This is a genomic window from Streptomyces sp. NPDC057616 (assembly GCF_042800575.1).
In the GTDB taxonomy this organism is placed as follows: domain Bacteria; phylum Actinomycetota; class Actinomycetes; order Streptomycetales; family Streptomycetaceae; genus Streptomyces.
Window position 1 is genome coordinate 1 of record NZ_JBHVGU010000062.1, and the last position, 25,703, is coordinate 25,703.

Annotated in this window: 29 protein-coding genes and 1 tRNA gene; 24 read left to right on the forward strand and 6 right to left on the reverse strand. The window is 68.4% G+C overall.

Annotated features, from left to right (window positions below; all coding sequences use genetic code 11):
* Positions 1 to 403, forward strand: a 403-nt coding sequence (locus ACFU97_RS43310; RefSeq protein ID WP_384268079.1) for a LytR C-terminal domain-containing protein, incomplete at its 5' end; no start/stop codon positions are given.
* Positions 404 to 680: 277 nt separating this feature from the next.
* Here ACFU97_RS43310 and ACFU97_RS43315 read toward each other — a convergent pair.
* The 3 genes from ACFU97_RS43315 to ACFU97_RS43325 form a co-directional block, all read right to left on the reverse strand.
* Complete coding sequence (locus ACFU97_RS43315) at positions 681 to 1,082, reverse strand: hypothetical protein (protein ID WP_384268081.1); 402 nt, start codon at positions 1,080 to 1,082, stop codon at positions 681 to 683.
* 2,065 nt (positions 1,083 to 3,147) lie between these two features.
* On the reverse strand, positions 3,148 to 3,435 hold the full coding sequence (locus tag ACFU97_RS43320) for a hypothetical protein (RefSeq protein ID WP_384268084.1): 288 nt from the start codon (positions 3,433 to 3,435) through the stop codon (positions 3,148 to 3,150).
* 119 nt (positions 3,436 to 3,554) lie between these two features.
* On the reverse strand, positions 3,555 to 4,373 hold the full coding sequence (locus ACFU97_RS43325; RefSeq protein WP_384268087.1) for a DUF4231 domain-containing protein: 819 nt from the start codon (positions 4,371 to 4,373) through the stop codon (positions 3,555 to 3,557).
* A gap of 510 nt (positions 4,374 to 4,883) precedes the next feature.
* On the opposite strand from ACFU97_RS43325, the gene ACFU97_RS43330 reads away from it, so the two are divergent.
* Positions 4,884 to 6,119 (forward strand): helix-turn-helix domain-containing protein, encoded by a 1,236-nt coding sequence (locus ACFU97_RS43330; protein ID WP_384268090.1) that lies wholly within the window; start codon positions 4,884 to 4,886, stop codon positions 6,117 to 6,119.
* The gene (locus ACFU97_RS43335) at positions 6,116 to 6,679 is read left to right on the forward strand and encodes a flavoprotein (protein ID WP_384268093.1); all 564 of its coding nucleotides are present in this window, start codon (positions 6,116 to 6,118) and stop codon (positions 6,677 to 6,679) included. The genes ACFU97_RS43330 and ACFU97_RS43335 overlap by 4 nt, the downstream gene beginning before the upstream one ends.
* A 216-nt stretch (positions 6,680 to 6,895) precedes the next feature.
* Here the strand turns inward: ACFU97_RS43335 and ACFU97_RS43340 are convergent, their stop codons facing one another.
* The gene (locus ACFU97_RS43340; RefSeq protein WP_384268095.1) at positions 6,896 to 7,291 is read right to left on the reverse strand and encodes a winged helix-turn-helix domain-containing protein; all 396 of its coding nucleotides are present in this window, start codon (positions 7,289 to 7,291) and stop codon (positions 6,896 to 6,898) included.
* Between the two features lie 401 nt (positions 7,292 to 7,692).
* Here ACFU97_RS43340 and ACFU97_RS43345 point away from each other — a divergent pair, with 401 nt between their 5' ends.
* The 19 genes from ACFU97_RS43345 to ACFU97_RS43435 all read left to right on the forward strand — a co-directional run bounded on the left by ACFU97_RS43345 (position 7,693) and on the right by ACFU97_RS43435 (position 19,656).
* Entirely contained in the window at positions 7,693 to 7,983 is a 291-nt protein-coding gene (locus tag ACFU97_RS43345) for a hypothetical protein (RefSeq protein ID WP_384268097.1), read from the forward strand.
* Complete coding sequence (locus tag ACFU97_RS43350) at positions 7,980 to 8,975, forward strand: DUF2637 domain-containing protein (protein ID WP_384268099.1); 996 nt, start codon at positions 7,980 to 7,982, stop codon at positions 8,973 to 8,975. Before ACFU97_RS43345 ends, ACFU97_RS43350 begins: the two co-directional genes overlap by 4 nt.
* Positions 8,972 to 9,622, forward strand: coding sequence for a GGDEF domain-containing protein (locus ACFU97_RS43355; RefSeq protein ID WP_384268102.1), 651 nt, complete (start codon positions 8,972 to 8,974; stop codon positions 9,620 to 9,622). Before ACFU97_RS43350 ends, ACFU97_RS43355 begins: the two co-directional genes overlap by 4 nt.
* Positions 9,619 to 9,948, forward strand: a complete 330-nt coding sequence (locus ACFU97_RS43360) for a hypothetical protein (protein ID WP_384268104.1) — start codon at positions 9,619 to 9,621, stop codon at positions 9,946 to 9,948. The genes ACFU97_RS43355 and ACFU97_RS43360 overlap by 4 nt, the downstream gene beginning before the upstream one ends.
* Before the next feature lie 65 nt (positions 9,949 to 10,013).
* Positions 10,014 to 10,331, forward strand: coding sequence for a hypothetical protein (locus ACFU97_RS43365; RefSeq protein WP_384268106.1), 318 nt, complete (start codon positions 10,014 to 10,016; stop codon positions 10,329 to 10,331).
* Entirely contained in the window at positions 10,322 to 10,504 is a 183-nt protein-coding gene (locus ACFU97_RS43370; RefSeq protein WP_384268108.1) for a pRL2-8, read from the forward strand. The genes ACFU97_RS43365 and ACFU97_RS43370 overlap by 10 nt, the downstream gene beginning before the upstream one ends.
* A 2-nt stretch (positions 10,505 to 10,506) precedes the next feature.
* A complete protein-coding gene (locus ACFU97_RS43375; protein ID WP_384268110.1) occupies positions 10,507 to 10,806 on the forward strand; it encodes a hypothetical protein in 300 nt (99 codons plus the stop codon).
* Between the two features lie 138 nt (positions 10,807 to 10,944).
* Positions 10,945 to 13,185, forward strand: a complete 2,241-nt coding sequence (locus tag ACFU97_RS43380; RefSeq protein ID WP_384268112.1) for an FtsK/SpoIIIE domain-containing protein — start codon at positions 10,945 to 10,947, stop codon at positions 13,183 to 13,185.
* Positions 13,186 to 13,325: 140 nt separating this feature from the next.
* On the forward strand, positions 13,326 to 13,577 hold the full coding sequence (locus ACFU97_RS43385; protein WP_384268114.1) for a hypothetical protein: 252 nt from the start codon (positions 13,326 to 13,328) through the stop codon (positions 13,575 to 13,577).
* Between the two features lie 24 nt (positions 13,578 to 13,601).
* The gene (locus ACFU97_RS43390; protein ID WP_384268116.1) at positions 13,602 to 13,802 is read left to right on the forward strand and encodes a hypothetical protein; all 201 of its coding nucleotides are present in this window, start codon (positions 13,602 to 13,604) and stop codon (positions 13,800 to 13,802) included.
* Positions 13,799 to 14,398: a hypothetical protein gene (locus tag ACFU97_RS43395; RefSeq protein WP_384268118.1), complete on the forward strand. Its 600-nt coding sequence runs from the start codon at positions 13,799 to 13,801 to the stop codon at positions 14,396 to 14,398. The genes ACFU97_RS43390 and ACFU97_RS43395 overlap by 4 nt, the downstream gene beginning before the upstream one ends.
* The gene (locus tag ACFU97_RS43400; RefSeq protein ID WP_384268120.1) at positions 14,395 to 14,727 is read left to right on the forward strand and encodes a MazG-like family protein; all 333 of its coding nucleotides are present in this window, start codon (positions 14,395 to 14,397) and stop codon (positions 14,725 to 14,727) included. The genes ACFU97_RS43395 and ACFU97_RS43400 overlap by 4 nt, the downstream gene beginning before the upstream one ends.
* Positions 14,724 to 14,969, forward strand: a complete 246-nt coding sequence (locus ACFU97_RS43405; protein ID WP_384268123.1) for a hypothetical protein — start codon at positions 14,724 to 14,726, stop codon at positions 14,967 to 14,969. Before ACFU97_RS43400 ends, ACFU97_RS43405 begins: the two co-directional genes overlap by 4 nt.
* Positions 14,966 to 15,439 carry a hypothetical protein gene (locus ACFU97_RS43410; protein ID WP_384268126.1) on the forward strand — a complete coding sequence of 158 codons (474 nt, stop codon included), beginning with the start codon at positions 14,966 to 14,968 and terminating at the stop codon, positions 15,437 to 15,439. Before ACFU97_RS43405 ends, ACFU97_RS43410 begins: the two co-directional genes overlap by 4 nt.
* A gap of 5 nt (positions 15,440 to 15,444) precedes the next feature.
* Positions 15,445 to 15,939: a single-stranded DNA-binding protein gene (locus ACFU97_RS43415; RefSeq protein ID WP_384268128.1), complete on the forward strand. Its 495-nt coding sequence runs from the start codon at positions 15,445 to 15,447 to the stop codon at positions 15,937 to 15,939.
* Between the two features lie 87 nt (positions 15,940 to 16,026).
* Positions 16,027 to 16,926 carry a bifunctional DNA primase/polymerase gene (locus ACFU97_RS43420; protein ID WP_384268130.1) on the forward strand — a complete coding sequence of 300 codons (900 nt, stop codon included), beginning with the start codon at positions 16,027 to 16,029 and terminating at the stop codon, positions 16,924 to 16,926.
* A complete protein-coding gene (locus tag ACFU97_RS43425; protein WP_384268132.1) occupies positions 16,923 to 18,077 on the forward strand; it encodes an AAA family ATPase in 1,155 nt (384 codons plus the stop codon). Before ACFU97_RS43420 ends, ACFU97_RS43425 begins: the two co-directional genes overlap by 4 nt.
* Entirely contained in the window at positions 18,074 to 18,277 is a 204-nt protein-coding gene (locus ACFU97_RS43430) for a helix-turn-helix transcriptional regulator (protein ID WP_384268135.1), read from the forward strand. Before ACFU97_RS43425 ends, ACFU97_RS43430 begins: the two co-directional genes overlap by 4 nt.
* On the forward strand, positions 18,277 to 19,656 hold the full coding sequence (locus ACFU97_RS43435; RefSeq protein ID WP_384268137.1) for a tyrosine-type recombinase/integrase: 1,380 nt from the start codon (positions 18,277 to 18,279) through the stop codon (positions 19,654 to 19,656). The genes ACFU97_RS43430 and ACFU97_RS43435 overlap by 1 nt, the downstream gene beginning before the upstream one ends.
* A gap of 65 nt (positions 19,657 to 19,721) precedes the next feature.
* On the opposite strand, the gene ACFU97_RS43440 is transcribed toward ACFU97_RS43435, so the two are convergent.
* Together ACFU97_RS43440 and ACFU97_RS43445 are read right to left on the reverse strand one after the other, a co-directional pair.
* Complete coding sequence (locus ACFU97_RS43440) at positions 19,722 to 20,999, reverse strand: hypothetical protein (RefSeq protein WP_384268140.1); 1,278 nt, start codon at positions 20,997 to 20,999, stop codon at positions 19,722 to 19,724.
* A gap of 275 nt (positions 21,000 to 21,274) precedes the next feature.
* Positions 21,275 to 21,347 (reverse strand) — tRNA-Arg (locus ACFU97_RS43445).
* A 320-nt stretch (positions 21,348 to 21,667) separates the two neighbouring features.
* Here ACFU97_RS43445 and ACFU97_RS43450 point away from each other — a divergent pair.
* Positions 21,668 to 23,275, forward strand: coding sequence for a dynamin family protein (locus tag ACFU97_RS43450; RefSeq protein ID WP_384268142.1), 1,608 nt, complete (start codon positions 21,668 to 21,670; stop codon positions 23,273 to 23,275).
* 3 nt (positions 23,276 to 23,278) lie between these two features.
* The gene (locus ACFU97_RS43455) at positions 23,279 to 25,456 is read left to right on the forward strand and encodes a GTPase (protein WP_384268145.1); all 2,178 of its coding nucleotides are present in this window, start codon (positions 23,279 to 23,281) and stop codon (positions 25,454 to 25,456) included.
* Positions 25,457 to 25,703 lie beyond the last annotated feature (247 nt).

The window sequence follows — 25,703 nt, forward strand, 5'->3', positions numbered from 1 at the left end:
GGCCCTGACGGCGAAGGGCTTCAGCCGGAACACGACCACGGGCAACGCCCCCGAGCAGTCCGCCAGGACGACGCTCACCTACGGGCCTGGCCAGAAGGCCCAGGCCCAGACGGCGGCCCAGGCGCTCGGTCTGCCCTCCTCGCATCTCACGCAGGGCAGCGCGGCGGGCGTGGTCCTCGTCATCGGCAGCGACTGGCCGACGGGCACGGCGTACAGCTCCTCGGGCTCCTCCGCCCCCGCGGACACCCACGCGGCGGTCGCCGACGCCCACGCCCAGACCGCCGACAAGGCCAAGAGCTGCGCCAAGGTGAGCCCTTACAAGACAGTGCAGATCAACGGCGTCCCGATGACACCGGCACAGGCGTACGCGGCGGCGTCCACGAAGAAGGACTCGGCGCCGTAGCGGGCGGCGCGGGCGGAGCGGCCGTGGCGGGCGTGGCTGAACGGGCACGGTTCGTCCCGGCCGTACGGACCCACGGAAAAGCCCTCCCGAAGGGGAGGGCGGAAACGGGGCGCCCCCGGCAGGACTCGAACCTGCGGCCAAGCGCTTAGAAGAGAGGCGCGCGCTTGCCGTCAAGCAAGCCTCTGACCTGCTCGTTAGTCGAACGCAGTGCAGTCCGGACACCGAACTTTGCCATGCATTTGCCTGAGGCGAGCATTCCGGCCGCGTGCAGGACGCCTTATCCGTCCTGCGCCTGCCGAAGCGCGCTCCTGACGCTCTCAGCAGCGCCAGTAGAGAGGATCTCAAGTAGACGTTCGTCCACGCGGCGACCTATCTCGATCACAAGGCCCGAACCGCCCTCTTCGGCTGCGATGAGCAACGTGTCCGGACCACGCGCCTCGTCAACTAGGGCGTGGGCGAAGCTCAGCACAGGCGTGCCACTGTCAGACATTTGGCCTGTCGACTGGAGGAGGCCCTGTACCTGCTGGGCGCACTCCTGGGCAAATACCGTCGTCACGCGCTGATCGGCGTTGCCGGTGATGCCAACTTTGATGACGGCGTCCGATCGCTGTGCGCCGGCGTGTACCCGTTCAGAGCCCTTCTCGCTTGGAGCCCATCGGCCAACCTGAAATTTGACCATCGAGGGTTACCTCCTGAAGGTTTTGAAGCCGTGATTCAACGCTAGCCTCGGCGTGCCTGCCCTGCCCCCCAGAGTGGTGCAGCCCTTTCGGACCGGGCACGAATGCCGGATGCCTGGGCTGTCCCCACAGGCAAGGACGCATCGGATAGTTGGACACCTGGGACGGGTACTGCCGCTGTTCTAGGCGAACGGTCGGGGACCTACGTCCGTGCCCCTGTCCTTCCGCGATCCACACGCCCCTCACAGGCAAGGGGCGTCGAGTACCACATGTCACCTTGTCAGGCTTACGGAGCCTGCCTCGTTGACGCGCCCCCGGGTGTTGCAGCGGCCCGCCCGGACCGGCGGGTGACGTTTGAAGGTCTCTGCGCCAAGCGGGGTGCCGTTCGCCACGGATTCGTGCAGAGTTCTCGTGTGGACCTCGGGGAGGGGGTCCGTGGGGCGTAGGAGGGGCCAGTGGGCACGGCAATGCTGTTCGCTCTCGGAGCCGCAGGCGGGTCGTTACGCGGGTTGTTCGATACCTACAACCAGACCATGGCGTGGCAAGCGGCGCGGCGCGAGTACCAGAGAGCACAAACCGTAGGAGACGCGCAGGGGCCGCCAGGCCTGCGAGAGTTCCTCGATCCGGTGCCAGATATCACGGCGGCCGTATTTCATATGATCCTAGGGGCGGCGGGAGCAGCTCTGTTCGGGATGTCTGGGCAAATTTCAGGAGCTTATGCCGCAATCGCTGTAGGCTTCTCGGCTCCCGCCTTGTTGACTCAGCTTGGACGAGTGCAATCGATTAATGATGCAGTTACGGGCGTGCGGCAAGGATTGGGCTCGACATCCCTCGACTCCGCTACCGCTCAATCGCAGACTGCGAGTGCATCGACCCAGTCACCTGCTCCATCTAGTGTGGGACAGGAGGGGGCTGCGTGATGGCTCGTGTGAATGTGTCACGACGTGTATTTGCCGCGACGCTCGGACTAAACCGCCAAAGTGTATCTGTCTCTGCTGGACGTCGCAAAGCACGAACTGGATACGGTGTTGTGCGCCGATGCGTGGCCGCAATTCTGGGTATCAATCTTCCTGGGTCGCCTCTGAGTGGTGCACAGTTAGAGCACGAAAGACGCTCGTCGCTCAAAGAGCCGAAATCCGCTGTGATAGACGCAAGGCGTCATGCCATTAAGGGCCTAGCTCGTCGAAATTTGATTGCGGCTGGTGCCGGTGCTCTCCTGGCTGCGGTTCTCGGAACAGTTGTCACTCTTGGGGCGACATCTTCGTCCACGCCGAGCCCATATCGTCCGTCGGACGAAGCGCTCGGCGAGACTGGTGCGAGCAAGTCAGATTACAAGTGGGTGACTGAGGCCGGCCGATTTTCACTCTATGTGCCCCGCGCATTTGAGCGAGACACAGAGGCCACGCATCCCACCTATGTCGGAAAGTCCTCTGGGCGGGAACTTGAGATACGGGCGGTAGCTGGGGGGGAGGGAAATCCATTGAGGGTAATCAAGTCAGCTGAGAAGGTTGCTTCTAGAGAGCCGGGCTATCGGATGATCCGACTCGAAAGAATTGGCGGGCACGCAAATGATGCGGCTGAGCTTGAATACTACTTCGATGATGTATCCGATGGTGTTCGGCGCGCAATTATGCGCGCGACCAAAGGTCCGGATGGAAAGATCTACACAATTCTGCTGACGGGGCCAACGTTTTCTTGGTCTGATTCGTACCAGAACTTCAGTGTGGCCGCCTGGTCTCTGTGTGTATCCGGGTACAAGTGCAGCGCTGTTAACGACAACTAAGTTCGGTCTTGACTTGTGAAATGTGTTGGCCTGAAGGGCTGGGAGCACCTGAATGTGGCCACCCCCAAACTTGATCGAGCGGCGGTGTGGCCGGCTGGAAGTGCGGAGCGCTGAGCGCGTCGTAAGCGCCACCGTCGTTGAGAGTGCTGAAACACTGGCGGGGCAGCCATCAGCAAGTGGGACAGGTGGGACAGTCCGGTTTCTTGCTGTCCCACCTATTTATGCAGGTCAGGGCTCTAAGCGGACAGTCGGACACCTGGGACACAACTAGCAAGGCTAACCGATCACTTGCCCCCGCCGGCACCATCGGGTGGTGAGCCCCAATCCGTCACCTCGATGCCTGCCTGCAAGAGGAAGCGCTCGCCGATCCCGAGCTGTTGGAAGGGCGACTTCCCATGCTTCCCGATCCAGGTAAGCCGCCGCTTCCTTTCTTCCATCGGAAGTGATGACCAGTCGTCGAAGTGAAGGCCTGGATCGTTGCTGATGGGCAGGCCACTTTCCGCAAGGGCATATTCTGCCTCTGCCGGATTTCGTCGCAGTCGAACCAGAATCCAAGCTGTCTCGACAGTCATTCCTGCCCTTTGCTGATGTGTGAACCTGTAAGCCCACCATTGTGTGATTGGGGACAAGAGCCAGCGCTTAGTAGCGAGTTGCATCAGGTCGAACCCCTGATTCGTAGCAGCCTGCCAAACTAGACCGTGCCGTCTCGTCCCTCGTGAGGTTGGTCGAGTTGCTGTTGCCTCTTTCGCTGTTCGACGCGAAGGTTCTCGACTTCCTTGGTCAACTTCGCCAAATTTTCTTCTTCTGCGCCAACGTAAGGCGGAATGCCAAGTTCAAAGGCAGTTGCGTGTTGTTCAATGGCATCTGCGGTCTGCTGGAGATAGAAACTTCGCTCGCGGTATTTGAAGTAGCCGGTGAATCCTGCGGACACTCCAACCGCGAAACTGAGTCCGACGGTTACCCACTTCAGGTAGGAGGGTGTATCGGCCAAACTGGCTGCCGTAGTTGTCCCCAGTGAGCCGATGATGATGATGGATTGGAACGCGTTGTGAATGCGCCTGTAGTGCTGGGCTTCGGTGCGAAGCTGATCGAGCTCCCGAGGGAGTGAGTCCTTATAGGAGAACTGGCGATGGTCAACAGGGAAATCAAGCTGCTTGGCTTGAAGGATTCTCCGCTCTTCGGCTATCTCTAGTTCGAGTTCCAGCCTACGGACGGACCTGCTTTCGTCGCGGTTTTCTTCCATGAGGGAAAGGATCCAAAAGACAATTCCACACGCGATGGTCAATGGGATGGCAATCCTGTTGACCTTGCCGATGTCCACGGTTCGCCAAGTGGCCACGGTTGCAATGTAGATTGCGACAATCCCAAATGCGGTAGTCAGCCCACTGCCCCACAAGCTGCGCAGCTGACGTTTTCTAGTTCGAATCTGCGCCTGCAGTTCTAGGATTGCCGTTTTGTGTTCTAGGAGCTGTTCGGTGGGGCCGCTCGTGGACTGAACAGGATGCGCCATACCCCACTCCCCCGGGTGGTCATGTTGTAGCCGGTTGAAGCATACAAGTCATATGCGCGGCTTGGATGCATTAATAAACTGATTGGCATGCTTCCAGTGAATTTGACTGAATGTACGCCCTATTGACGTTCAGCCTGTTCAGTGCAGGACTGGCCGGTTTGGATGCAGAAAGTGGCGAAATCGGCCACACGGATCATCGGCAAGGTGAACGGTGGGTAATGCTGCGGGGGTGGCATGGCCATCGCTGATGTGGTGCTTGCCGCGACCCAGGGCTTGGACAAGGTCTCCCAAACTGTGGCCGAATCCACGCAGGTCAGCAGGGCGGATCGCCGGAGGGATTCAGTGGTCGGCCGCCGAGGAAAGAGCGCGACCCGGACAGTTTGTCCGGCACAACCCACTGACCCTGTCTCATCGTTGCTCGTGGTGGTCTGCCGTAGGACCACATGTACCGAAACCTCGCAACTCGGTACCGTGAAGTTCGCCCCTACCAGGCACAGGAGGCAGCACCCCATGCGTGGTCTTGGAGATCACCTCAGCATCGGCGAACGCATTGCGTTCTACCGGAAGCGCCGCGGCTACACGCAAGAGGTGCTGGCCGGCCTGGTCGGTCGTAGCACTGACTGGCTCGCGAAGATCGAGACCGGGCGCCGGAAGCCGCCCCGTATCGACATGCTCACGGAGCTGTCGCGCATCCTGCGCGTGCCCCTCGGGGACCTGCTCGGACAGACCGTGCTCGTGGACGAGGACCGGCAACAGGACGACGTCCCCGCCGTGCGCGACGCCCTCATGAGCCCGCGTCGCCTCTCGCGCCTGCTCTTCGGTCCCGACGCTGAGACCCAGCTTCCGACGCCTGCCCCTGCGGCCGCGCGTGTGGAGCAGACCTGGAACGACTACCAGGGCGGACGGCTCGGTAGCGTCATCGCCGCACTCCCCGCCCTGCTTCAAACGGCGCAGGAGTTGGAGGAGCGAGCAGGGCGCCGTGGCGAGGACCGGGGCGATTGCTGGGCAGTATCTGCCCGGACGCACCACCTCGCGGCAACCACGCTCGCGAAGATCGGTGAATCGGACATCTCATGGCTTGCTGCTGAGCGCGCGATGCGAGCTGCTGACGAGTCGGACAACCCGCTCGTGCTTGCATCCGCGGCACGGTCCGGCACACACGCCCTGCTCGCTAACGGGCGATATGACGATGCCCTCGAACTGGGCAACACAGCCGCCGCGTGGCTGTCGTCGCAGGTGACCGAGCACGATCCCGCGGCGCTCAGCCTGTTGGGGATGATCCACCTGCGTGCCGCAGTTGCGGCGGCGCGACATCAAGACCGACCCACCGCCACGAGCCTGTTGGACCGAGCCGAAGAACTCGCGGACGACCTCGGGTCGGATGAGAACTACTGGCAGACCGGGTTCGGGCCGACGAACGTGCTGCTCCATCGCCTGTCTATTGAGCTGGACCTCGACAACGTCTCGTACGTGGTGGAAAACGGCCGGATCAACGTCGATCACATGCCGCAGGAGCGCAGCGTCTCGCACCGCATCGACTACGCGCGCGCTCTGTCGCTCGCGGGCCAGGGGGACGAGGCGTTTGCGGAGCTGCGTACGGCTGAGCGCACGTCGCCACAGCTCGTGCGTAACAATCCGAGGGTGCGTGAGACGCTGCGGGACTTGATCAAGCAGTCCCCCGTGGCCGGCGGTTCGCGTTCGTCCGAGGTATTCGTGATGGCGCAACGGTGCAGGGCGGTGCAGTGAGTTCAGGCAAGCGCGGGGTGCTCGGGGTCGTCGGATCGGCGGCCGGAGGCGTAGAGGTTCTGCGTACCGGTCTTGTCGAACCTGCGATGGACCGCGGATGGCAGGTGGCCGTGACGCTGACGCCGACCGCAGGTCAGTGGCTGCGGATGAGCGGGGAGGTTGAGCGGCTGGAGAAGCTCACCGGCCTACCCGTACGCGACGAACCGCGCCTGCCTGGGGAGGCCCGGCCGCATCCACCGGTTGATTGCTACGTGGTCGCTCCCGCGTCGGCCAACATGGTCGCCAAGCTCGCCACTGGCCTGATGGACAATCAGGCGCTGACGCAGGTTGGCGAGGCTATCGGCACGCTCCGCTTGCCGGTTGTCGTCTTCCCGCGGGTGAACGCGGCGCACGCTCGCCACCCTGCGTGGCAAGGCCACATCGACGCCCTTCGGGCCGGGGGAGTGCACGTCGTCTACGGCCCGGAAGTCTGGCCGCTGTACGAGCCGAGGGAAGCGCCGGCGGGGCGCGAACTCCCGTGGGCGGCAGTGCTAGACGCGGTGGAGGAAGCCACTCGATGACGAGTCGTCAACACGCCTGACCTGCATGGGAAGAGGACCCGGACAGTCTGTCCGGGTCCTCTTCTGTTTCCGGTCGCATGCTCATTGCCATGCCAAGGATCAATGAGCGAAGCGGCGAGGTGGGAGGTCTGACTCTCACTGAACTTGCCTTGATCGAAGCGAGTTTGAGCGAGGCGCGCGCCACGGTTGAACGACTGCTGCGGCGTGCGGATGAACTCACGGTGCGGGTGGAGTCCCGTCACCGACGACCTGTTCAAGGCGGTCGAGTCGCTCGCCGAGCAGACGAAGAGCGTCATGAATCGTGCTGAGTTCCGCCGCCAATGCGGTGAACGCGGGGCTACTGCCCGGCTGGGTGCCCAGCGGCACCGAAGGGTCACGGACGAACGTCCCGCGGCCTTGCTGGGTGAGGACCAACCCCTCGTCGCGGAGCTGGCCGAACGCGCTTTGCACGGTCATGAGCTGCACGCCAAGGTCTTTGGCGAGCTTGCGGGCTGCGGGGAGCTGATCTCCTGGGTCGTACTCGCGGTTCGGGCCCGTGATCTTCTCGCGGAACTCCGCAGCAATCTCCTTGGCCGTGGGCGTCTGCTTGGGCGCTTCTGGGCTCTGCTTCATGGGTTCGAGAGTAACCGGACCTAGGTCAATCTCTGCTCTTTGGTTGAACCTGCTTGACACTCAGATTGACATGGGTCAATCTGAGGATGCGTCGCCGGGTCCCGTGAAAACGGGAGCCCCTTCCAGGGGTTACCGCACCCGTCGGGAGCGTCTGACCTTTGACAACTGAATGGGGATCATGCCGCCTCTCCTCGGCCAAGTAGGCGGCGCGCGCGGGCTCCGGTCCGTGTGCTGAACAGCGCAAATCGCCCTGAAGGTCGTAGGCCAGGTTCGACTCCTGGCCGGGGCGCCACCCTCGCCGCGTCTGCGGTTGGGGGTTGCAGGTCCCCGAGCAGTCGCCTCTCACCACCAGGCCACGACTGCTCGGCACTTCCCCATCCCTTCGACACCAGGAGCGCTGTATGCGTGCCTACATCGGCGGCCATCTGGCCGTGAACGACCTCGATTTCGTCGAACTCGCCCTGGGCACGCCGCTCGAACTGTGGCTCGGGGTGGACGGCGAGACCGAGATGGAGCGCGCGGCCCGGCTGGACGCCGCGCGGGACATCCTCGCCGACAACCCCTCCCTGCCCGACGACGTCAGCCGCATCGCCGCCGAGGCGATTGAGGCGTACGCGCCGGAGCTGTTCAACGTCGTGCCGCTGCCGCGCCCCACGCGCCGCCGGAGCTCCCGGAAGGGGGCAGCGGCATGACCACCATGACCGAGACGGAGTTGACGGTCCGGCCGCAGGTGCCGCCGCTGTCCAAGCCGGAACTCTGGCTGTTGGGTGCGGTCGGCGTGCTCGCGGCCGGGGTCGGCGGGTTGGGTCTGGCGTCCTCGTTTGAGGCGGTATCGGCTGCGGGCGCCCGGTGGGGGTTCGCCTCCCCGTGGATGCTGCCGGTCGGCATCGACGTGGCCATTCCGGTGTTCACCGCGGCGTTCCTGCTGCTGATCCGAACGGACATGCCGTTGGGCTGGGTTCGGTTCGTGCCGTGGGCGCTGACCGGGGTGACGTGCTGGCTGAACATTGCGGCCGGACGGTCGCTGTCGGCGAAGGTGGCGCACGGCACGATGCCGCTGCTGTGGGTGGTCCTGTCCGAGGTCGCCGCCCACGTCTACGCCTCCCGCATCGGCGCGGTGACCGGCCGGCGGATGGAGAAGATTCGCCGTTCGCGCTGGCTGCTCGCCCCGCTGTCCACGTTCGCCCTGTGGCGCCGCATGACCTTGTGGGAGATCACGTCGTACGGGGATGCGCTCGCCCGCGAGCGGGAACGGCAGCTGGCCCGCGCGCAGCTGCGGCAGCGGTTCGGCCGCCGGTGGCGCTCCAAGACACCCCGCCCGGAGCGGGTGCTGTTGAAGCTGGGGGAGCTGGCCCCGGCCGGTGACGACGTCTCGCCCGTACCGCCGCAGGATGCGGAGACGCTGAAGCAGGAGACGCCCAAGACGCCCCGCAAGCGACCTAGCAAGAGGGCCAAGGGCAAGGCGTCCAAGGCGCCGCGGACTCCGGCGGAACTGCTCGCCGAGGCGCGCGAGGCCACGGCCGACTGGGCGGACGATGCGATCAACGCCGAGGCGCTGCGTACCACGCTGCACTGCTCTGCCGCCAACTCCCGTGTCCTGCGGGACCTGTTGCTGACCGAGAGGGCCGACGGCCGACGCCTGCACCCCATCGACGGCGACGACAGCGAGGGGGCCGCGGCATGAGCACCCTCGCCACGGTCTTACTGTCTGCGCTGCCGCTGGCCGCCGGGTGGGCCGTTCACGTGTGGTGGCTGCGCAGCTGCCTGAACACCGCCCGGCGTGACCCGCTGACCGGCCTGCGCACCCGCGACGGCTTCACCCGCCAAGCTACGGCCTTACTCAAGGACCCGCGCGCCGTCGTGGTGCTGGCCGACGTCGACAAGTTCAAGCACATCAACGACACCCACGGGCACGCGGCCGGGGACGCGCTGTTGAAGGCGACCGCGGACCGGCTCGCCCACCACGTCGGCCGCGCCGGGGTGACGGGGAGGCTCGGGGGCGATGAGTTCGCCGCCGTTCTCATCGACGACCACGGCACCGCCGCCGACATGCTCGCCGTGCTGCACGGCGTGCTCGCCCGCCCGGTCGACGGCCAGGACCCGGCCGCGCGCACTACGGTCTCGCTGGGCTGGGTGCGCGCCGCGGACTTCCCCGCCGATGACCTGTCCGGGTTGCTTCGACGGGCGGATGAGGCGATGTACGCCGCCAAGCAGGCCCGCGCCGGCATGCGCCGCGCGGGGCTGGGACGGCTGTTCGCCACCATCACCGGACGCCGGGCCGGTCGGACCGGCACACACACGGACGCTCCGGTCGTGGGGGTAGCGGCTTGAAGTCTCAACCCATCGTCGGCGCCGCCGTGTTCACCGCGGTGATGGAGGCGGCCGGTCATCGCTGCCAGTGCTCGGGCGAGTGCGGCCAGCCGCACCGCAAGGGTGATGGTCGGTGCCAGCACGAACACGACCACTACACCAGCAAGCACGGCCGCCGGGTGCGGCTGCTGGCCGCCCCCGCCGACCCGCTCGCCACGGCGGTGGCCGCTGCCCGGCTTGCCGCGGACGAGCTGCGGGCCTGGTGCCCCGACTGCCACACGGCTGCCGCCCGCCGCGCCCGCGCCGCGGCGCCGGTGGACGACGCGCCCTGCCTGTTCGACCTGTAACCCCCGCCTGTGTTGGCGGGCCGGGCCGCCCGCCGATCACCCATCGCCCCGAGGAGGGGTTGACCATGCCCAAGCCCAACACCCGCCGCCTGGACCGCGAGATCCAGCACGCCACCCGCAAGCTCGAAGCCGTCCGCAAGGAAGAGATGTGGCCGCTCACCGGCGCCGAACGGCGCGCCGTGCTCGGGGCGCTCGCCGGAGGCTCCTACCGGGTCATGCGGGGCAAGACCACCGGCCGCGCGGACCGCAAGCTGGAAACCCTGTGGCAGTCGGTCATGGCCCGGCTCACGGCGGAGCTGACCGCGTTGCAGACCGAGCGGCAGCGCATCGTGAACGAGGCCGCCGCTACGAAGGCCGCCAAGAAGTCGTCGGGATGGTGGTGAGCATGGCCGCCCGCGAGACGCCTCCGGGCGAGTGCCCGCAGTGCTGGCAGCACGCCCACGACAAGCGCATTCACCGCCGCCTCAAGCCCCGCGAGGACTGCCAGCCGTGCCTTGACCACATGCGCAACGGCTGCCCGTACTTCGTGCCCAAGAAGAAGTCGAGTTGGTGGTGAGCATGGACGACCGTTGCCCCGCCGCCCACCCGGAGGACCCCACGCCATGTGTCGGACCGGTCGTGGTGACCGTGCTCGACGCGATCAACGACGGCGCGGACGGGTGCGAGCACCATGGCGCCCGGATCCTGGCTTCCCTGGCAGCCGGACGGGTGTTCGCCCTTCCGGATGCCCCTCCCGGCGTTGCCACCCGCGTCTTCCAGGCGGCTGACAGCATCCGCCCGTTCTGCTGGGTCGCCGGGCCCCGTACCGATCCGTCCCAGCTCAGCCACGCGGAGAACCGCGAGCAGCACGGCCGCTGACCCGCACCGGCGGGGGCGGGAACGCGCCCCCGCCGCGCTCTGCACGGCACTTTCCATCGCACCACGGGTCCGGCCGCCCACTCCTACAGCGACGGCCGGGCCCGCTCTGCCTCACACCCGAAAGTGGAAGGAAGTTCAGTGAAGCACCCCGACGACGACAACGAACTCTTCAACCGGCTGGAAGCCGAAATGACCGACTCCGGCACCCCGTCCGGGGGTGAGGTGGTCGACCTCGGCAAGGCCCGTACCGCGCGGGGCGAGTCGGCCGATTCGACCGCCGACCGGTCGGCCGACTCCCGGCCGCCTGAGTCGCCCGACTCGCAGCCGACCGAGTCGGGCGAGGGTCGCCCGACGCTGGTCGACCAGAAGGTGCCGACCGTGTCCGGCCCGGGTCTGGTCGACCGCATCAAGAACTCCAAGCGGCTGGACGTCTTCCCGGCCTGGGTGAAGTCCCGTGCCGAGTTCAATGAGGCGCTGGGCTGGCTGGCCGGGCATGTGGGCCACACCGCCGCGTTCCACGCGGTCCGTGTCCCGTTCCTGTATGTGCCCAAGCTGGTGTGGCGCTCCCCGCGCGGCGCGCTCAACCTGCTCGGCAAGGTCGGCCGGTGGACCGTGGACGCCGAGGGCGAGCGCCTGCGCCAGTACACGGCCACGAACGAGCAGGTCGATGAGTACCTGAAGCTCTCGCGGCAGCGGGATCGCCGGGTGCGGCTGCGGACGATCCTGACCGTCCTGGGCGGCCTCGCCGCCCTGGGCATCGGCTTGTTCCTGGTGTTCGGGGCGCAGCCGATGACGCAGGTCCTCGCCGCCATGCTGGCGGTGCTGGGCTGCGGTCTGGCCGGCGCGCCGGCCGATGCGCCGCTGGCCACCCGGGCGGTCATCAAGACCGAGGTGCAGAAGCTGACCAGCGACATCGTGGTCAAGGCCATGGCCTCCATCGGCATCGGCCAGATCGCCAGCGCGGTCGCCAAGGGCCTGGACGGCATCCGCTTCGTCGCCCCGATCACCCGCGAGGGCCCCGGCTGGCGCGCAGACATCGACCTGCCGCTCGGAGTGACGGTCGCCGACGTCGCCGACCGCCGCGCCCGACTCGCCTCCGGCCTGCGCCGCCCGCTCGGCTGCGTGTGGCCCGACGCCGACCCCAACGAGCACGAGGGGCGCCTCATCCTGTGGGTGGGGGACCGGGACCTGTCCAAGACCGGCATCGTCAAGTGGCAGTTGGCCAACGCCCGTCGGCACGACATCTTCAAGCGCAACCCGTTCGGCATCGACCCGCGCGGCCGCGCTCAGTCGGTGCCGATGATCCAGCACAACATCCTCATCGGGTCGCTGCCCGGCCAGGGCAAGACCGCCTCCGTACGCGTACTCGCGTGCGGCGCCGCCCTGGACCCGTCGGTGGAACTGTGGCTGCACGAGAACAAGGGCACCGGCGACCTGGACTCCCTCGAATGCGTCAGCCACCGGTTCGTGTCCGGCATCGACGACGACTCCATCAAGTACGCGGCCGACTCGCTGAAGCTGCTGCGGGCGGAGGTCATGCGCCGCGCGGCTGCCATCAAGAAGCTGCCCCGGGACCTGTGCCCGGACAAGCGCATCACCCGGCAGATCGCCGACAAGCGCTCCCTGAAGCTGTGGCCGCTGGTCGGCGTGTTCGATGAGTGCCAGAACCTGTTCGCCCACCCCAAGTACGGCAAACAGGCAGGTGAGGACGCCGAGTTCATCATCAAGCTCGGCCGCGCGCTCGGCGTGATCCTGGTCCTGGCCACCCAGCGCCCGGACAAGGACTCGCTGCCCACCGGCATCAGCGGCAACGTGTCCATCCGCTTCGCCCTCAAGGTCGCGGGCCAGGTCGAGAACGACATGATCCTGGGCACGTCCGCGTACAAGAACGGCGTGCGCGCCACCTCGTTCCGCCCGGAGATCGACGCCGGCAACGGCTACCTCGCCGGGGCCACCGCGCTCCCGGTCGTGGTCCGCACCGCCTACCTGGACGACAACGCCACCCACGCCATCGCCCAGCGCGCCCACGCGCTGCGCAAAGCCGAGGGCACGCTGTCCGGGCACGCCCTCGGGGAGGAAGCCGAGAGCACGACCGGGCCCTCGTACGACCTGCTCGCCGACGTCGCCGCCATCGTGCCCGCGAGTGAGGAGCGGGTGTGGAACGAGCGGATCGCCGCCCGGCTCGCAGAGCTTCGGCCGGAGGTCTACGGCGGCTGGAAGGGCGAGAACGTCACGTCCGCGCTCAAGCCGCACGGCATCAAGACACGCGACGTGGCCGGGACGACGGACGACGGCACCCGCACCACCCGGCGCGGCATCACCCGCGCCGACCTCCTCACCGCGATTGCGGAGCGTGACGAGAATCGGGGTGCGGCCTAGTCCCGGTTCGCTGCTACCGGTAGCAGGCTGCCCTGCTACCGGTAGCACCCCTGCTAGCACCCGATTTCGCATCTGATCTGCGATCTAGCGAATAGCACCCCACCTGCGGAAACCCCGAAAACTGCCCAGGAGGGCCCCTCGTGACCCCCATAGCCCTTGCTGTCGCCTGCCTCACGCTCGTCACGTTCTGTTACGTCGGGGTGTGTGCGGGCAGCCCGTTCGGCACCTGCCGCAAGTGCCGCGGCTTCGGCTTCGCCACCACCACGGACCGCAAGAACCGCCCCAAGCGCGGCAAGAGGTGCCGCCGCTGCAAGGGCCGCGGCAAGCGCGTCCGCGTCGGCCGCTGGCTCTACAACCGCGCCTCCCGGATCTACCGCGAAGGCACCCGCTGACCCCTCGGAAGGAGACCCGCCGGCATGGCCGTGACCATCTCCCTGCTCGTCATCTTCGGCGCCCTGCTCGTCATCCTGCTGCGCTCCCGAACGCTCGGTTTCGGCTCCGCGTTCGTGGCCGCGATGTTCGGCTTCTACCTCGCCACGAGCGGCGCCGCCCCCACCGTCAACCAGCTGATGCGCGCCGTCGTCGACGCGCTTCCCAACCTGCGAGGGATGCCGTGAACGAACCCATCGTCGCCCGGCACTGGCTCGCCACCGCCGCACCCAAGGCCGTGCCCGCCATCGCCACCACGACCGTGCTCGCGCTGGCCCGGATCTGGAACGCCAACGGCGCCGAACACTCCGTCGGCAACGCCGCCCTGATGACCGTCCTCGCCACCGGGGCAGCGGCGGGCGGCGCCACCCTGGCCCGCACTGGAGAGGGCGAACTCGCCGCCACCGCCTACGCCATCTCCGGCAGCCTCGCCCTCGCGGGCGTGGCCGGATACGCCGACGGCCTGCCCCTGCCGCTGCTGCTGTGGGCACTGGCCACCGTGCTCGCCTACTGCTTCGCCGCCCGCCACTGGCGTCAGGACCGCTTGGATTCCCTCGATCACCAGCGGCACATGAGCGAGCGGCACGCGGAATACGCCCACGTCGAACGTGTCGAAACGCTGCGCGCCACGACACAGATCGAGGTGGCCCGCGTGGGCGCCGCCTACGCCGAACAGCTCGCCCAGGCACTCACCGCCCGCGCCAGCCTGCGTGGCTTCGACCCCGCCGCGCTGGAAGCCGCGGGCCTGCCCGAACTCCCCAGCAGTGAAAGGAAGTCCGCATGAGCGCCGCCCTGTGGCCCATCGCCACGCGCATCGCCGCCGCCCTGAACACGGCCAACGGCACCGGCGAGCACGAAACGGCGATGCGCCTGATCAAGGTCGTGGAAGAGGCGGGCGAGGCCTCCGCCGCCTACATCGGCACCACGGGCCAAAACCCCCGCAAGGGCATCACCCACACCCTGGCGGACGTGGCCGACGAACTGTGCGACGTCATCATCGCCGCCGCCGTCGCCCTGCACTCCTTCACCACCCACCCGCCCGCCGTGCTGGACGCCAAGGTGCACGCCGCCGCCCGACGGCTCAACGCCCACACCACGGAGGACGCCACGTGAGCCGCCTCCCGGCCGCCACGGCCATCGCGGCAACGGCACTGGCCCCGCTCACCGCCTGCACCCTGCCCGACGGTCCCCCCGGCGTCGTCGTCGCCCGGGCCGACCGCTGGTCGCCCGCGACCCAGACCCGCCACTACTCGCTGACCGTGCGCACCGCCGACGGTCACCGAAAGGAGTTCCCCGTTCCCGTCAGCGACTTCCGCCACTGCCCACACAGCTCCCCCAACTGCAAGGAGCGGTGAGCGTGTTCGAGATCCGCATCATCTGCGAGCCACACGACACCGACCGCGTCAGTACCGCGCTGGCCGCCGCGTTCGACACCGGACCGGTCCGCTGCTACCCCACCCGCGACCGCAAGCGAGACCGCCTCTACGTCCGCGCCGACCACCGGCCGGCCGACGGCGAGCTCGGCGAACACTGGCCCACTGCACAGGAGGCGTACGCCAACGCCCCCGACCCGCGCGCAGAGTTCGACTGGCTGCTCGCTCAGGCCCACGTCGGCAAGCGCACCCGCGAATGGTGGCTGCGCCGCGCCGCCGTCGTCGACCGGCGGTCCGCCCACCTCCCTCCCGACCACCGCCGCAGGGACGAACACGCCCTGGAACTGGCCCACTTCCTCATCGAATTGGACGACGCCACGGTCCCGGCCGACCCTCGCGCCTACGTCCGCCAGCAGTACGCCGCCTTCATCCACACCGAAGAGAGCGAGTGATCCACATGTCCGTGGGAGAGACCACCATCACCATCGTCGGCAACCTCGCCTCCGACCCCGACCTGAGGTTCACCCCGTCCGGGGCTGCGCTGGTCAAGTTCTCGGTCGCGTCCACCCCGCGCAGCTACGACAAGAGCACCAACCAGTGGCAGGACGGCACCGCGATGTTCCTGCGCTGCACCGCATGGCGCGACCTCGCGCAGCACGTCGCCGAGAGTCTGACCAAGGGCATGCGCGTGGTCGTCACGGGTCGCCTGCGTCAGCACAACTGGCAGACCGAGCAGGGGGAGAACCGCTCGATGCTCGGCCTGGAAGTCGACGACATCGGCCCCTCGCTGCGCTTTGCCACGGCCAAGGTCGAACGCGTCCAGCGCAATGGCAACGGGTCCGGCCCGGCCGCTGACGCGTGGACCAGCGCGGCCCCGGCCGCAGGGGGATGGGGCACGCCTGCTCCGGCCGCTTCCGTCGACGCGAAGTACAGCGAAGAGCCCCCGTTCTAGATACGCCCGGGGCGGCCGTCTCTCACCACAAGACCACGGCCGCCCCGGTTTCCCCCTGTCCCTTCGACAGAACAGGAGATCTCCAGCATGCCTGAACTGGACGGCTCTGCCCAGCTCGCCGCAGCGCTCGCCGCAGCGTCGCGCGACTGGCACGTCTTCCCCCTCATCCCTGGCGACAAGCGCCCCTCCATCCGCGCATGGGAGACCCGCGCCACCACCGACCGTGAGCGCATCGCCCGGTGCTGGACGCACGCCCCGTACAACGTCGGCATTGCGGCCGGTCCCTCCCGGCTGGTCATCATCGACCTTGACCGGCCCAAGCACCCTGGGGACACCCCGCCGGCCGATTGGGCGGAGCACGGGGTCAGGGACGGCGCCGACGTGCTCGCCGTGCTCTGCGAGCGCCACGGCCAGCCCTTCCCGGCCGACACATACACGGTGCGCACGTGGAGCGGCGGCCGCCACCTGTACTTCGCCGCACCCGAGGGCGAACCCTTGCGCAACACGGCCGGGGACAGCGCCCGGGGGCTGGGCTGGAAGGTCGACACCCGCGCCGTCGGCGGACTCGTGGTCGGCGCGGGCAGCACCTTCACCGGACACCCCTACACGGTCGCCCATGACGCTCCGGCGGCATCGCTGCCGCACTGGCTGGCCGATCTGCTGCGCCCGGCCCCGCTGCCCCCGCAGCGCCCGGTCACGGTGCCGCTGACCGCCCTTGACCGCCGCGGCAAGTTCCTCAACGCCGCACTCAACGGCGAGTTGGCCCGCGTCACCGGCTCCGGCGAGCACGAGCACAACCATGCGCTCTACATCGCGTCCGTCGCCCTCGGGCAACTGGTCGCCGGGGGCGAGCTGGACGCGCACGACGTGACCGAGCAGCTCGTTGCGGCCGGACTCAGCGTCGGCCAGGGCGAGCGCGAGGCGCGCCGCACCATCGCTTCCGGCCTGCGGGCCGGAGCCAACCGCCCCCGAAGGGTCGCGGCATGAGCACCAACCCGATTCCCCCGCTGCACCTGTACTCCGTGCCCAGCGACCCTCAGGCGGCCCCGCGCGAGCTGCCCAAGCGGGAGCGCCCCCGCACGGCATGGACCGCGGACCAGCTCATGGCCGCGGACTTCCCCGAGCCGAAATGGGCAGTGCCGGGCATCCTCGCCGAGGGCGTCAACCTGCTCGCCGGACCACCCAAGGTGGGCAAGTCCTGGCTCTCCCTCGGACTCGCCCTCGCCGTCGCGGCCGGCGGACAGGCCTTCGACACGATGCCCGTCGATGGCGGCCCGGTGCTCTACCTCGCCTTGGAAGACACCCCGCGCCGTCTCCAGACACGCATGGGCAAGATGCTGGGCGGCCAACCTGCCCCGGCCGGGCTGACCCTGGTCACCGAATGCCCGCCCTTCCCCCAGGGCGGCAGCGACGCCATCGCCAACTGGCTCGAGCGCAACCCCGACGCGCGCATGGTCGTCATCGACGTGTTCGCCAAGATGCGCGGCCCCGCCCCACAGGGCGTGTCCGCCTACGACGCGGACTACGTCGCCGTCGGCTACGCCAAGCGGATCGCCGACCACTACGGCATCGCCGTCGTCCTCGTCCACCACGTCCGCAAGGCCGGCTCCGACGACTTCCTGACCGAGGTCTCCGGCACCAACGGCATCGCCGGAGCCGCAGACGCCACCCTCGTCCTCAAGCGGGCCCGCGGGCAGGCAGACGGCATCCTCCACGTCACTGGCCGCGACGTGGATGAAGCCGAGTACGCGCTTCAGTTCCAAGCCGCCTCCGGCGCCTGGCAGATGCTCGATGGCCCCGTCACCGACCACACCATCGGCGACACCCGCGCCGCCATCCTCCGGCACGTCCGCGCCCACCCCGGCGCCCGGCCCAAGGACATCGTCGCCGCGCTGCCGCAGGTCGATGCCGAGAACGTCCGCCGCACCTGCTCGCGCATGGCCGTGGACGGACAGCTGACCAAGGACGCCGGGGGTCGGTACTACCCGGACACCGAGACCCGAACAGACAGCGCGCCGGAGGTGTCCCAGCTGTCCGACTGTCCCAGTCCATCACCTGACCTGCGCAAACAGGTGGGACAGCCCGAATCGGCCCTGTCCCACCTGTCCGAGTCGAAAGGCGAAAGGAGCGCTTGGTGACGACGGCCCTGCCCAGGTCACGAGACGACAAGCTCACGCTCGCTGAGCTCTGCAAGGACCTGAAGATCTCGCGCTCAACCTTCTACGACTGGCGCGCGAAGGGGCGCGCCCCGCGCTGCATCAAGCTGCCCAACGGTGACCTACGAATCCGGCGCAGCGACTACGAGCATTGGCTGAACGGCCGGGAGGACTGCACCTGATGGACACGACGTACAACGTCAAGATCTGGAGCATCAGGGTCTACCGGGGAAAGCAGAAGACCTCGTACAGCGTGCGCTGGTCTCTGGACGGTCGAGAGTGGCGCCAACCGTTCGACACGCGAGCGCTCGCGGATTCGTTCCGCTCCGAGCTGGTCAGTGCCACGCGCCGTGGTGAGGCCTTCAGTCTCACCACGGGGCGCCCGGTCTCCCATCAGTCTGGGACGAGCGCGGTGAGCTGGTACGACTTCGCCGTTCAGTTCGCAGACGCTCAATGGCATCGCACGGCCGGAAACAGTCGGAAGAACACGGCAAAGGCCCTGATGACAGCGACCGTCGCATTGCTGCGTACGCCGCCAGCCTTCAAGCCGGTCGACGTCCGTACCGCGCTGCGCGAGTTCGCGTTCAACGCCCGCCGTCGGGAAGAGGCCCCTGCCGAATTGGCCACGATCCTGAAATGGGTGGAACGCAACGCCATGTCCATGGCCGCATGGGAGGACCCGGCCAAGGTGGACGAAGTCCTGCACGCCCTGGGAACGAAGCTGGACGGCACGCGTGCCGCCGCCAGTTCCGTCAAGCGCAACCGGCGGATCCTGAACGTCGCGATGGAGTACGCAGTGACGCACCGGGTCCTGCGGACCAACCCGTTGCCGAAGGGCAGGGGTTCGGTACCCAAGACTTCGTCTGCCATCGACAAGCGGTCTCTGCTCAATCCGGAGCAAGCGGCCCGTCTGCTTGGCTGGGTGCGGCGCCGTCCCCGGGGCGGCAAGAGGCTGCATGCGTTCTTCGCCACGCTCTACTACGCCGGATCGCGTCCGGAAGAAGTGGTTGCGATGAGGGTGGCGGACGTTCGGCTGCCCGAGGAAGGGGCCGACGACCAGTGGTGTGAGTTGCTGTTCCACACAGCTCAGCCCGAAGTTGGAAAGAACTGGACTGACGACGGCGAGATCCACGAAGAGCGCGGGCTGAAGGGGCGTGCTGCGGACGACACCCGAGTCGTACCGGGCCATCCCTCGCTGACAAGGATTTTGCGCGAGCACATCAAGGCCCAGAGCCTGAAGCCGGGGGACCTGCTTTTCCAAGGCGAGATGGGAGAGATGCTCGCGGGCTCTGTCATCCGCCGGGCATGGGTACGTGCGCGTAGGGAGGTCCTCACCCCGGAGGAGTCCGCCTCTCCGCTCGGCAAGCGGGTGTACGACTTGCGACACACCCGCCTCACAAAGTGGCTCAACGACGGTCTTCCGCCCGCACAGGTCGCAGAGTGGGCAGGTAACAGCGTCCCAGTTCTGCTGGCTACATATGCCCGCTGTATCAACGGACAGCTTTCCGATCTCAAGCGGCGTATGGAAGCAGGAGGAGACTTGCCCGAGGTAACTGATTGATTCGCTGGGGGTCTCCGTGCTGTAAGGGGACCCCCAACGCAGCCTCGTTCTCTGCGATGCGCCCTTCAGCGAGCGGCGTCTACCTGGCTTCGCCAAGCAGCGTATTCACGGAACCAATCGTCAGGGCAATGCTGACTGGCCTCAAGATATGCCTTTGCCGCTTTCCAGCCGCCCAACCTGCGGAGGCCCGGCTCACCAAGTACAAGCAAGGCCGTGCGCGGGTGGTTCCTGGCCTTGGCGGCCAAGCGCTCCTTGATGAAGTCCAGAAGCCCATCACTCGCAGACAGAGCGGCCACTGCCTCGGCTTCGGTCGGGCGATATCCGCGATGGACTACACGACCTCGCAGGCGTGCTAGGTCGCGGGCCCAGGCCTGCACCGGGCCTCTCTTCTCGGGATCCCAGACACCGCCGAGTCGCGGCGCGTATTCGCGTCTGACTCGTGTTGTCAGGCCCCCTCGGGACTCATCGAAGGCGGCGATGGCAGCATCGATGGTCGGTGCCTGAAGCTGCTCTTCCCAGAGGAGCAGAGCAAGGGTGCTGTCCAGGACGATTTCGGAGGCCAACGCAGCGTGAATGACTGCATTCCCGTAGTCACCATCGCGCCGCATGAAGGTGCTTGCCTCTAGCGAGCGGTCCATAGCGAGCTCAAGGGGTGAGCCATCCCAGACCCGCTTTAGATGAGCCATTAGGCGATTCATCTCCGGCTCTTCGAAGACTTCCCTAACCGGGTCGGTGGGAGGGGTCAGCATCAGGATGCCTCCGATGCCGGTCTTATAAGACGGAGACGTCGGGGGCCGGCCGAACCACAAAGCGACGGCTACCTGTTCCTTCGTCGCGATGGGGTGCCCCCGATGCTTCACAAGCCGTGCCATGGAGGACACGTCCGACAGCACGCCGAAGCATCGGTCCAGGGCATCGTCCACCGCGGCCTTCTCGTCAGCTGCCCACACATCCGCGTTCTGGACTGTGATCATCTCGACCACCGTGCGATACGAGTCGATCTCCCGTTCAAGGTCTTCTGAGGGCGAGAACGGCTCCCCGCCTGCGATCTCGACGGCTACCTGCGAAAGCGCGTCCAGGTGCATGTCCCCGACCGGCACGCGCTCCCTTACCTGCCAAAACCTTAGGGACACGAAAATTCGGCTCGTCGCGTCGTCGGGCAGATCGGGTGTGTCCGGGCTCATGCGCATGCTGACGCCCTGCAGCCCACGTAGTTCCTCGCTGAAGTGGCGGCCGACGATGGCACCATGGGGCATCGGGCACGGATACGGGAGCGCGACCAGGAAGGTCAGCATCATGGGCTGATCTTCGGCTATCGACGTCGCGGCAGGGAGTTCGTCCATGCTTGTGATCCTTGCAGCGGCCGGTCGTGGCCGTCACTGGCTTTTTAGTGGTACGTAGCGCCGCTGACACCGTCCGACTCATGCGCCGCTGGGTCACTGAGTGGAGCCGACACTTCGCCACGTATTTGCCATGGCCACCCGCAGAAACCCGGTGACAGCCGGACAGCGCCGGACGCTCCCTGCGATCACTGGGGAAGGTCTGGCGCTCTTCTGGGGACGGCGGGATCCGCTCTGGCCAGCAAAAAGCCCTCCCGGGAGGGAGGGCGGAGACGGTGCGCCCCCGGCAGGACTCGAACCTGCGGCCAAGCGCTTAGAAGGCGCCTGCTCTATCCACTGAGCTACGGGGGCCGGGTGTGTGGCCTCTGTCGTGGTGCCCGGGTGTGGGCTGAACCGTGACGTTGCCGGGGACAAGGATAGGGCTCCTACGTCCGTGTCCCTGTTGCTTCGCCTCCGTGGCTCGATGTGGAGGTTCGGTGAAGCGGTCCTGATAATCGCAGGCAGGTACGAATCGTGCACCGCTTTTGGGCTCTCGCGCACCGGGTGTTGTGCACTCGTTATGCCTGGACTGTGCCTGCGTCCCAGTCATCCCTTCCGTCCCTTGTGTCCTGTCGGCGCGCAGACATGCTCATATGCTTCAGAATTCCCCTAAAATTGGGCATTCTTCGCATGTGGTGACCTTGGACGTACGGCCTCAGCTGCTCGACGCACTCTCCGCCCTGCGCGACCGTGTCGCCGCCGCTCGCTTCCCGCTGCCCCTGGCGGGGGCTCCACGCGCGCGTGCCAACCGCGACGAACTGCTCGCACAGCTCGACGACTACTTGGTGCCCCGGTTGAAGGAGCCCGAAGCGCCTTTGCTGGCCGTGGTGGGCGGTTCCACCGGGGCCGGCAAGTCGACCCTCGTCAACTCGCTCGTGGGGCGGCGCGTCAGCGAGGCGGGCGTGCTGCGGCCGACCACGCGGACACCGGTGCTTGTGTGCCATCCGGAGGACCATCACTGGTTCAGCGGGATGAGGGTGCTGCCCGATCTCACGCGCGTGTGGGTGCCCCATCAGGACGCCGGGGACGAGCTGTTGCTCCCCGGGGAGGACCCCGCGCGCGTACTGCGCGTCGAGACGGCCGACACGCTGCCGCGCGGCATCGCCCTCCTCGACGCCCCCGACATCGACTCCCTCGTCGCCGACAACCGTGTCCTGGCCGCCGAACTGGTCTGCGCGGCCGACATCTGGATCATGGTCACCACGGCGGCCCGGTACGCCGACGCGGTGCCCTGGCATCTGCTGCGCACCGCCAAGGAGTACGACGCCACCCTGGTGACGGTGCTCGACCGGGTGCCGCACCAGGTCGTCTCCGAGGTCTCCCGGCAGTACGGCGCGCTGCTGACCAAGGCGGGCCTCGGCGACGTGCCGCGCTTCACCGTGCCCGAACTGCCCGAGTCCGCCTGGGGGAGCGGTCTGCTGCCGGCCACCGCCGTGGCCTCGCTGCGCACCTGGCTGGTGCACCTGGCGCAGGACCCGGCCGCCCGTCAGCACGTCATGGCCCGAACGGCACAGGGGGTGCTCAACTCCCTGAAGGCGCGGATGCCCGAACTCGCCAGTGCCGCCGCCGCCCAGTACGCGGCCGCCCTCCGGCTCACCTCCGCCGTCGACACGGCGTACGACAGCGAGCACGCGCGCGTGCGGGGGCGGTTGCAGGCGGGCGCGGTGCTCGCGGGGGACGCGCTGAAGCGGTGGCGCGCGTTCCCGCTGGACTGCTCCGCCAGTGAGCTCCTCGACGCACTCGTGGAGAGCCTGGCGGCCCTGCTGCTGTGCTCCGTCGCCGCCGCCGACGAGCGCGTCGACGACGCCTGGCGGCGTGAACCCGCGGCGCGTGCACCGGAGCTGACCGAGCGCGACCCGTCCCTGGACAGCGCCGAGCACCGCATCGGGCTCGCCGTACGGCGGTGGCGGCGCGAACTGGAGGAGTACGCCGAGGAGGAGGTGCGCGAGCTCGACCGCAACGTCGCGCCGGACCCCGAGCTCATCGCCGTACTCGTCGCCACCGTGCTGCTGGGCGGGCGCCGGGCGCGCTCGGCCGGTGAGGGGCTCGCCGAGCGCCTGGGCGCGCACGGCGCGCTGCGGCTGCGCGACCGCGGCGGGCGGCTGCTCACCGAGCACCTCGACCGGGTCATGCACACCGAACGCGAGCGCCGCCTCGCGCCGCTCGACGCCCTCGACGTCCACCCCGAACCCCAGGCCGAACTCATCGCCGCGCTGTCCGTACTGCAGAAGGAGAGGTGACCGGTGACTGCCGTCACTGACCAGGACCACACGGATCACGCCGATCAGGCAGGCGACAAGGGCGCCACCGGGGGCGAACGTCCCGACGAGCGCGCCTCGGAGGAGGCCACGCCCGGGAAGACGCCCCCCGGGGACGGCGATTCCGGGGCTGCAGGGGAGGTCGGTGCCTCCGGGGACGCGGGCGATTCCGGCAAGGGCTCCTCCAGGAAGGGCAGTTCCGAAGGGGGCCCGTCCGACCGGAGCTCCTCCGAAGGGAGTCCGTCCGGAAAGGGCAACACCGGGAGGCGCATTTTCGGGAAGGGCAGGCGTCAGGAGAAGGGCGACGTGCGCGAGAACGACGGCCACGCGCGCGTGGAGCGCGGCGACACTTCCCGTCGCGGGGACTCGGCCCGTCGCGGGGACTCGGCCCGTGCGGATTCCGCGCGCGCGGACTCGGGCCGTACGGACTCCGGTCGTACGGACGCCGCGGATTCCGGTGGTGCCTGGGACGACGGGCTGATCGCGCGGCGCGTGAGCGAGGACGGCGCCGGGGCGCAGCACGTCCTCCCCGTGGAGACCCGGGGATACGGCGCCCAGGTGGCGGGCCCGCTCGTGTACGACGCCCCCCTGCGGTCGCGGCTGGAAGCGATGCGGGAACTCGTGGGGCTCTCCCGTACCCGGCTCGACAGCCGGACGCTCGCCGAGGCCGGCCGGGTGCTGGACGAGGCGGCGGCGCGGCGCCGGCTGTCCGGGCAGCACACCGTCGTCGCCATCGCGGGCGCGACGGGCAGCGGCAAGTCGCAGCTGTTCAACGCGCTGGCCGGGGTGCCCATTTCGGAGACCGGCGTACGGCGGCCCACCACCGCGACGCCGATCGCGTGCAGTTGGAGCGACGGCGGGGCGAGCCTCATCGAGCGGCTCGGCATCCCGCCCCGGCTGCGCCGGCGCCCGCTGCAGAACCCCGAGGCCGAGGCGCAGTTGCGCGGGCTCGTCCTGGTCGACCTGCCGGACCACGACTCGGCGGCCGTGCAGCACCGCGAGCAGGTGGACCGCGTCCTGGCCCTCGTCGACGCCGTCATCTGGGTCGTCGACCCCGAGAAGTACGCGGACGCGATGCTCCACGAGCGCTATCTGCGGCCGATGGCCGGACACGCGGAGGTCATGTTCGTCGTCCTCAACCAGACCGACCGGCTGCCCGGCGAGGCCACCGAACAGGTCCTGGACGACCTGCGGCGGCTGCTCGACGAGGACGGGATCGCGCTGGGCGAGTACGGCGAGCCCGGTGCGACGGTGCTCGGCCTGTCCGCGCTCACCGGGGAGGGAGTGGGTGAACTGCGCGAGGCGCTCGGCCAGTTCGTGGCGGAGCGCGGGGCGCCCGCGCGCCGGATCTCGGCAGACCTGGACACCGCCGCGGCGGGGCTCAGGCCGCTCTACGCCACGCGGCGGCGGACCGGTCTGAGTGAGGAGGCACGGGACGAGTTCGCCGCCCGGCTCGCGGACGCGGTGGGGGCCTCCGCCGCGGGCGAGGCGGCGGAACGCGCATGGCTGCGCAACGCCAACCGCGCCTGTGGAACGCCCTGGCTGCGCCTGTGGCGGTGGTACCAGGACCGGTCCGAACCGGCCACGGGGCGGCTGCCGTTGCGCGCCCAGACGGACGAGGAGGCCACGGCACGGCAGCGGGTAGAGCAGGCGGTACGGACGCTCGCCGACCGCGCCTCGACCGGCCTGCCCGCACCCTGGGCGCAGGCGGTGCGCGAGGCGGCCGTACGCGGATCCCAGGGGCTGCCCGAGGCGCTGGACTCCCTGGCGACGCGTACGGGTCTGGCGCCGGGCCGGCCGCCGCGGCCCGGCTGGTGGCCGGCGGCCGTACTGGTCCAGGCGTCGATGACGCTGCTCCAAGTCCTCGGCGGGCTGTGGCTGTTGGGGCAGATCATCGGGTTCATGGCGCCGAACCTCGGGGTGCCGGTGCTGTTGATGCTGGCCGGGATCGTCGGCGGGCCGATCGTCGAGTGGAGCTGCCGCATGGCGGCCCGCGGCCCCGCCCGCCGCTACGGCACCGAGGCGGAACGGCGGTTGCGGGAGGCGGCCGCCGGGTGCGGGAGGGCCCGGGTGCTGGATCCGGTGGCGGCCGAGCTGCTGCGGTACCGGGAGGTGCGGGAGCAGTACGGGCGGGTGACGGGGGTCGGAACGGCAGGAGTGTGACGGCCGGTTCCTCGCATCGTGATCACTCGTGAGGGTCGTCCTGCGGCGTCCTCCGGGCTGTCCGGCTGGTCGTCCCGGGGCGCGTCCGGGGTGTGCGGGTGCTCGCGAGAGTGGTCGTGGGGGTGCTCGCGCGGGTGACGAAGTTGTCCACAGGCGGTGGACGGTCCACAGGGCTCAGCGGGCCCGGCCCGGCGGAGGCAGTCTGGCTCTGCGGCGATCACGGCACACACGGTCGCCGCGGCAGACG